Here is a 6665-nt window from a genome sequence, read left to right on the forward strand (position 1 = left end):
ATCCGTCGAGACTGTTCACCTCATTGCGGCGATCCAGACAATAACCACGGTTCAGGCGGCGAGGGAGGCTCGGGTATTGCTGACCACGAACGAGATGGATCAGTTCCCTCGGAACTGGTGATACTGCCTCGTGAGTGCCTGACGATGGTAGAGGATTCCAATTGTCATGAGGAACAGAACGGTCGCAATTTCGTAGCCATACGCACCAAGCAATAACATCGTTGAAGAACCACTCAGTCCGCCTGCAAGTAGTACGGCAAACAACGGGCTAACGCAGGCAGGGCACGCCACAATCCCGACTATTCCTCCGACTGCCGACTGCGAGAAATCAAGCAATGCATCATAGACGAGATACGCCAGCGCGAACAGGCCAACCGCTTGGTAAGGAATGAGCGAGACCGTGATCAGGTCACCTGTATAGACGAAGACCGGACTCCATCCCAAAGATCGACCCCACGTTATTCCGAAGCCGCTTGGTCCAGTGAGCTGCCCGAAATGAGAGGTGCTCGGTCCAAGTAATCCTGAAAAATAAAACATCACGATGAGATATAGAGCAACGACAAGTGCGGCACCAATACGATACACTCGACGTTTCGTTACAGGTCGAGTGTGCCAGATCACCCAGACTGAGGCGGTGAACCAAATAAATGGAAGGACGAAATGGGTCCACCGGCTCCCCATATCTCCTGTGAAATATGCGTACACCAACCCGGCGATCAACTGTGCGGCGAGGAGGAGATTGAGCCACGTGCTTGACTTGAGAACCCGGCTAATGCGATCAGTTTCGAGTGTTGCTTGTGACATGATGGGTAGTGTTAGTATGAATTTCTACGTCTGTTAGTTCTGCAGGTCATCACTCGGATACACGCGGTAGGTTCGACCCTGTCGTTCCCGATACAGCAGCCCGCGCTCCTCGAGTGAACTCACGGTCTGGCTCACTTTACTCTTTGAGAACTCAGATCGATCCCGAAGTTCGATCTGCGTGATTCCAGGCGAGTTCAGGACGGGTTCAAGGACGCGTCGTTCATCATCCGGTAAGAGATCGAGAACGCGCGCTTGCGGATCCGATTCAGGATTGATAGGCGTCGCCGGCGAGGCGTCATCGTCTATCGATGTAGGCGTTGCCTCCGATACCTGATCGGGGTCGATGTGATCCGCTGAGTCGGTTGTCGAATCGATGAGATTCCCTCGAACCACGTAATAGATGCCACCGATACTGCCTGCGACCAGAAGGGTTCCAACCACGTACCAGAGAGGATCTGGACCGTGAATCGCCCCCATAGACGAGTCCATCATCGGCCCCATCGACTGCTCGATAGCGCGACGCTGTTGATAGGCCCGCCAACTGAGTAGTCCGCCAGCCAAGAGGACGAACCCAAGGAGCACACCAACGACGGTATCCGCTGGACGTTGGTTCATATGACATCCCCTTGTTTCGATATCTGACTGCTCATACAATCAATTTTGGCGCGACAGGTGTGACAATTGCGGATTGAAGGTGCGATGATGAAGTGCTTCACAGCGGATGAACCACAGTACATCTATCAGTGATCGTGATCGTGGTTTGTTATCTGCGGGCTTTGATCAGCAAATTCCGTGGGCTCTTCCTCGAATGCCCGCTTACAGGTCTTCGAGCAAAAATAGTACGTCATCCCATCATTGGACGCACTCGGCCCCTCATCGTCGGTCCGCATGCCACACACCGGATCACGATACTGACCTGGTGCGCCGATTCCACGTCGGTAGACATACAGGAGGAACCCGGAGAGCGCGAAGGCGATAATATTGAGGTAGAACGTGTAGTTGAGCTCGAAGTACGTCTGTTCGGTCGCCGTCTCGCCACCGGCCAGATCTGGTACGATGCCGAGGGCGTCGAACAGCAACTCCATGAGGAAGCCAGTGAACGCCATCGTCACGAAGAAGACGCCAAGGATGTACAGCATGATCTTCCAGCCGTAGTACTTCCGGTAGACGTTCAGCACGGGCACGGTGATGAGGTCGGCGTAGACGAACGCGATGATCCCGGCGAAGCTGACGCCACCGCCCCACAGCGCGACGGCGAACGGGACGTTGCCCATACTGCCGACGAAACTGAGGACGGCGATGATGACGCCCATGACGGCGTTCTCGGCAGTCACGAGCAGGCCGTCGCCCTGAATGAACAGCGTGTTCCACACCCACTGCGGGACGAAGACGATGACGAACCCAGAAATAAGGAAGCCGGCGACGATGTCTTTCCAGATCATCGACCACTCCTTGCGGTACTGATTCCCGACCTTGTACCAGCCACCCCACGACAGCAACTCGTCACGCCACCCGCCGCTACTCGACGTCTCCTGGCGATAGGTCTCCATACAGCCCTCCGAGCAGAATTTGAGCGTCTCACCGCCGTCGGTCGTGAGCGTGTACTCGTCTTTCCCCTCCATCCCGCAGGTGGGATCTTCCGTGACGCCCGCCTGGCGGTCGCGCTCGTTGAGCTTCTCGCGGACTTCGTTAAACAGGTTTTCGGGAAGCGTAAGGTGGACGATGGCGGCCATGACGGCGATGAGAATCAGGCCGCCGAGCAGTTCCGCGACGAGGAACTCCCAGCCAAGCAGGATGAGAATCATCAGCCCTAGTTCGACGATGAGGTTCGTCGACGCGAACATGAACGCGAGGAAGTTCACCGCGTGCGCCCCCTTCTTGAACAGGCCCTTCCCGATGGCGACGGCGCCGAAACTACAGCCACTGCTTGCTGCTCCGAACACAGTCGCCTTGGTAAGTCCAGTTAGATCGCCCTCACCCAGCACCTGTGCCATCCGCTCCTTCGAGACGTAGACCTGGACCAGACTCGTAATCGTGAGGCCCATGATGATCGCCCACGCCGCCGTCCAGAGAAATCCGACACCGATACGAAGGGATTCAAGAACTCCGTCGATTATCGTCGCCTGCATAGGTGTATCATTGTAGGGATCATCTATTGCGGTTTTGATTAGAATATACTGCCTATGAGGGTATCAGTACTATGGCATCGTAACCGTCGGCCATAGATGATCTATCGTGAAGAGGGGAAAACATTGCAAACCTCCACAAGCTCCACGGAATCCGACTTCAGATTCAAAAGGGGAATCTGATTAAATCACGCCGACGTATTAGAGGCTAATGGGACCAGTAGAGACCGATGATATCCCAAATGAGGGGAACACCACCTGGAAGAACAGCCTTCGCCGGCCTGCTCGGTTGTCCAGTACGGTAACTGTCACATCCACTTCCTAATTTACGATGGCTGTCGATCTGGCAATCCATGATGCACTCGTTCTCACAGCCGACGAGCGGAACCGCCTGTACGAGCGCGGCACAGTATGCATCACCGATGGCTGTATCGAAGAAGTCCGACCATCACGTGCAGGAGACGGAGAATTAGAAGCGTCCACCGTTATCGACGGGAACGGGAAACTGGTGATGCCGGGGTTGGTGAACGCCCACACGCACTTGGAGATGACACCGCTCATCGGTGCGTTTAGCGAACTCGAGCTGACGGAGATGCTTGGGAGTGGGACGGCCTTGTTTAACAGATTAGGGAACGGCGAATTCGAGTACCTCGTCGAGGCAGGCGTCGAGCTCGCAGCGCTCAATTTCCTCTTGGGCGGTGTCACGACCGTGAACTCGATGGACGCACGGCCTGCCGCAGGTGCAGAGGCGTTCGGGGAAGCAGGGCTCCGCGGATTTTTCGGCCCGGCGATCTCGGACCTCTTCTGGGACCAACCAGTCGATCAGCAGTTCTCCCGTGCTCGCGAGTTCGTCGAAACGTACCACGACACGTACGAGGGCCGAATCAGGGCGACGATCTGCCCGCACGACGACTGGTCGTGTACCAGGCAGCTGTGGGAACGGACCGCGTCCCTCGCCGCAGAGTACCCGGACCTGCTCGTCCACACGCACTTGCTCGAACTCGAGGAGAGTAACACGATGGCACGAGCGAACGGTGGCGAGGACTCGGTGGGATTGCTCGACGACGTTGGACTCCTGGACGACCGACTGGTCGCTGCTCACTTCCGCCTCGCCGACGAAGAGGACATCCAGCGAACCGCCGAGGCGGACGCGGCTGTTGCGCACTGCCCGTCCGTCTTCTGTTACTGGAATCCGGACGGGGAGACGCAGTGGACGCCCGTTCCCGAGCTTCGAGCCGCCGGCGTCGACGTCGGAGTAGGGATTGACGACCACTACTGGCACGACTCGTACAGCATGTTCGGTGAAGCGCGGCAAGCTCGGCTGGCGGCAAATCTCAAGCGTTCAGCCGGGCAGTTCGACTCGATGGAACTGATACGAATGCTCACTATTGAAGGCGCACGCGCGCTGGGGATGGGCGACGAGATCGGCAGTATTGAAGCGGGAAAGCGCGCGGATATTATCCTCCTCGACGTCGACAAACCGAAGTTCACGCCACGGACCAATATTCCTGCACAGGTCGTGAACAACGCGGTGCCGGCCGACGTCGAGACAGTGATCGTTGACGGCGACGTCGTCCTCCGGAATGGTGTGCCCGAGACAATGGACTCGGACGACGTGCGACAGCGAGTAAATCAGGCTGTCGAACGCTTCATGGACGAGACAGGCTGGGAGTTAGACATTGGTGGTAGTGAACCGCCGACCAGCATCGAGACTGTACGGGACCTCCCAAAGCGTGGCCCTGCGCGACTCCTGACTCGCCTCGCGATGCAATCCGCGCGTGATCGGTTCTCCTTCTAAGACCCTGCCAGCGTAGGGGTGGTTCCCCCTCAGGAATTTCTGTGGGCGCGAACGAACGCACGTCGCAGGACGGTCAGAAGAACGTACGTCTCGTACTTCTGGGTCTGGCAGTGCTCGCAGGGCTGCATATCCTCGACGATCTCCTCAATAGCGTCGTCGTACTCGTCGGTGAGCGTAGTGAGCGCGTCCGTGATCTGGGGCTGGGCAGCGTCGATCATCTCCTCGACGGCGGCGTCGGCCGAATCTGGTAGTGAGTACGAGAGGACGATCGTGTTCGCGTGGTAGTACTTCGTCGTCCCACCACGCCCCTCCTCGAAGCGAACGACGTCGACGAGGCCCGCATCCCGGAGCTCGTTGATGTGATGGCGGACCGTGTTCTCCGTCCGGTCGATGCCGCGATCGTCGAGGCGTTCGTGGACCTCGGTCGCAGTTAGGGCTTCCTCGGACAGAATGTCGAGGACCATCGCCCGCATCGGCTCGTCGATGGCGTCCGAAATCCGAGTGTCTCGCACCGCGATGTCGTCGAGACGGTGGTCGGTATCGGAATCACTCATACGAGAACTGAGCGCGAGCACGCGGGAAAAGGTAGCGGGGCAGGAGTCGGGTAGGTGTCTGTCGAGGTATCCAGTACAGGATGGACCCGCGATAGCGAAAGCCCTAGACGACCCGTTTGACTGTTCCAACGACCCGTATCCGAATTCAAACATATCATCTAAAAAATACTTATTGAGGTACGGGCACTATCTCAAACTGTAATGAGCGACACAACCCAATTCCGCGTCCTCGACTTCGACTGCCCGACCTGCGCGAGTACCGTCGAACGCGCCCTGTCGAACGTCGACGGCGTCCAGCACGTCGAAGTCCACTACGCGACCGGCCGCGTCGAGATCGAGTACGACGACAGCGTCACTGACCCCGACGCCTTCGCAGAGACCATCGAAAACCAGGGGTACACTCCCCAGCCCGCCTAACACTATGAACAAACAATCGATCACGCAGTACTACCGGAACCACCGGAAGGCCATCGTCACGGCGACGAGCGGCCTGCTGTACGGCGGTGGCTGGAGTCTCGGCTACCTCACGAGTTTCGAGATGGCAAGCGCCGCCATCCTCGTCCTCGCGACGGTCGTGGGTGGCTACGACATCGCCAAGACCGCTTACCACGAGGTCACCAACCGGACGCTCGGCATCAAGACGCTGGTGACGCTGGCCGCCATCGGTGCTATCGTCATCGGGGAGTACTGGGAAGCCGCCGCCGTCGTCTTCCTGTTCAGCCTTGGCAGCTACCTCGAAGGCCGGACGATGCGGAAGACCCGGACGGCACTTCAGGAGCTACTGGAGATGACGCCCGACACGGCGACCGTCCGTCGCGACGGGACACTCCAAGAGGTCTCCGCCCGCGATGTCGAAGAGGGCGAAGTCGTCGTCGTAAAGCCGGGCGGGAAGATCCCGGTCGACGGAACCGTCGTCGACGGCGAGAGCGCAGTCAACCAGGCGCCGGTCACCGGCGAGAGCGCGCCCGTCCACAAGGCCGACAGCGACGAGGTGTACGCCGGGACGGTCAACCAGGAGGGCGCGCTAGAAATCCGGACGACGGGAGCGGGATCGGATACGACTCTCGAACGGATCATCCGTCGCGTCGAGGAGGCCCAGGAGGCTCAGTCGCCCACGGAGAGTCTCATCGACCGGTTCGCGAAGTACTACACGCCGGCCGTCATTGCCCTGGCTATCGGCGCGTACGCGGTCACGCAGAACGCGATCCTGTCGCTGACGCTGCTGGTCATCGGCTGTCCGGGCGCGCTGGTCATCGGGCCACCGGTCAGCATCGTCTCGGCCATCGGTAACGCCGCCCGGTCGGGCGTGCTGATGAAGGGCGGCGAACACCTCGAACGCGCCGGCAAGATCGATCTCGTCGCCTTCGACAAGACGGGGACGCT

The 6665-nt window shown here is 58.8% G+C and carries 7 protein-coding genes; 3 read left to right on the plus strand and 4 right to left on the minus strand.

The genetic code is table 11. The annotated features are described in order from the left end of the window. Nucleotides 1-99 precede the first annotated feature (99 nt). The 3 genes from DJ70_RS16580 to DJ70_RS01950 form a co-directional block, all read right to left on the minus strand. Entirely contained in the window at nucleotides 100-804 is a 705-nt protein-coding gene (locus DJ70_RS16580) for a DUF7546 family protein (protein WP_123624180.1), read from the minus strand. A 33-nt stretch (nucleotides 805-837) separates the two neighbouring features. Further along, nucleotides 838-1419 carry a helix-turn-helix transcriptional regulator gene (locus DJ70_RS01945; RefSeq protein WP_004048657.1) on the minus strand — a complete coding sequence of 194 codons (582 nt, stop codon included), beginning with the start codon at nucleotides 1417-1419 and terminating at the stop codon, nucleotides 838-840. A 125-nt stretch (nucleotides 1420-1544) separates the two neighbouring features. Then, nucleotides 1545-2933 (minus strand): permease, encoded by a 1389-nt coding sequence (locus tag DJ70_RS01950; protein ID WP_049986199.1) that lies wholly within the window; start codon nucleotides 2931-2933, stop codon nucleotides 1545-1547. A 328-nt stretch (nucleotides 2934-3261) separates the two neighbouring features. Between DJ70_RS01950 and DJ70_RS01955 the strand changes: the two genes are divergently transcribed. Further along, a complete protein-coding gene (locus DJ70_RS01955; RefSeq protein ID WP_050051507.1) occupies nucleotides 3262-4728 on the plus strand; it encodes an amidohydrolase family protein in 1467 nt (488 codons plus the stop codon). Between the two features lie 29 nt (nucleotides 4729-4757). Here the strand turns inward: DJ70_RS01955 and DJ70_RS01960 are convergent, their stop codons facing one another. Continuing rightward, nucleotides 4758-5282 (minus strand): ArsR/SmtB family transcription factor, encoded by a 525-nt coding sequence (locus DJ70_RS01960; protein WP_004048660.1) that lies wholly within the window; start codon nucleotides 5280-5282, stop codon nucleotides 4758-4760. Nucleotides 5283-5483: 201 nt separating this feature from the next. Between DJ70_RS01960 and DJ70_RS01965 the strand changes: the two genes are divergently transcribed. Then, on the plus strand, nucleotides 5484-5699 hold the full coding sequence (locus tag DJ70_RS01965; protein WP_004048661.1) for a heavy-metal-associated domain-containing protein: 216 nt from the start codon (nucleotides 5484-5486) through the stop codon (nucleotides 5697-5699). A gap of 4 nt (nucleotides 5700-5703) precedes the next feature. Next, the coding region (locus tag DJ70_RS01970; protein ID WP_143420896.1) for a heavy metal translocating P-type ATPase at nucleotides 5704-6665 on the plus strand (962 nt) is incomplete at its 3' end.

The sequence above is a fragment of the Halorubrum halodurans genome (genome assembly GCF_002252985.1).
Classification (GTDB): Archaea; Halobacteriota; Halobacteria; order Halobacteriales; family Haloferacaceae; genus Halorubrum; species Halorubrum halodurans.

Coding starts and splice junctions, on each gene's coding strand:
- DJ70_RS01955 (WP_050051507.1), top strand. CDS start 3,262: ATGGCTGTCGATCTGGCAATCCATGATGCACTCGTTCTCACAGCCGAC.
- DJ70_RS01965 (WP_004048661.1), top strand. CDS start 5,484: ATGAGCGACACAACCCAATTCCGCGTCCTCGACTTCGACTGCCCGACC.
- DJ70_RS01950 (WP_049986199.1), bottom strand. CDS start 2,933: ATGCAGGCGACGATAATCGACGGAGTTCTTGAATCCCTTCGTATCGGT.
- DJ70_RS16580 (WP_123624180.1), bottom strand. CDS start 804: ATGTCACAAGCAACACTCGAAACTGATCGCATTAGCCGGGTTCTCAAG.
- DJ70_RS01945 (WP_004048657.1), bottom strand. CDS start 1,419: ATGAACCAACGTCCAGCGGATACCGTCGTTGGTGTGCTCCTTGGGTTC.
- DJ70_RS01960 (WP_004048660.1), bottom strand. CDS start 5,282: ATGAGTGATTCCGATACCGACCACCGTCTCGACGACATCGCGGTGCGA.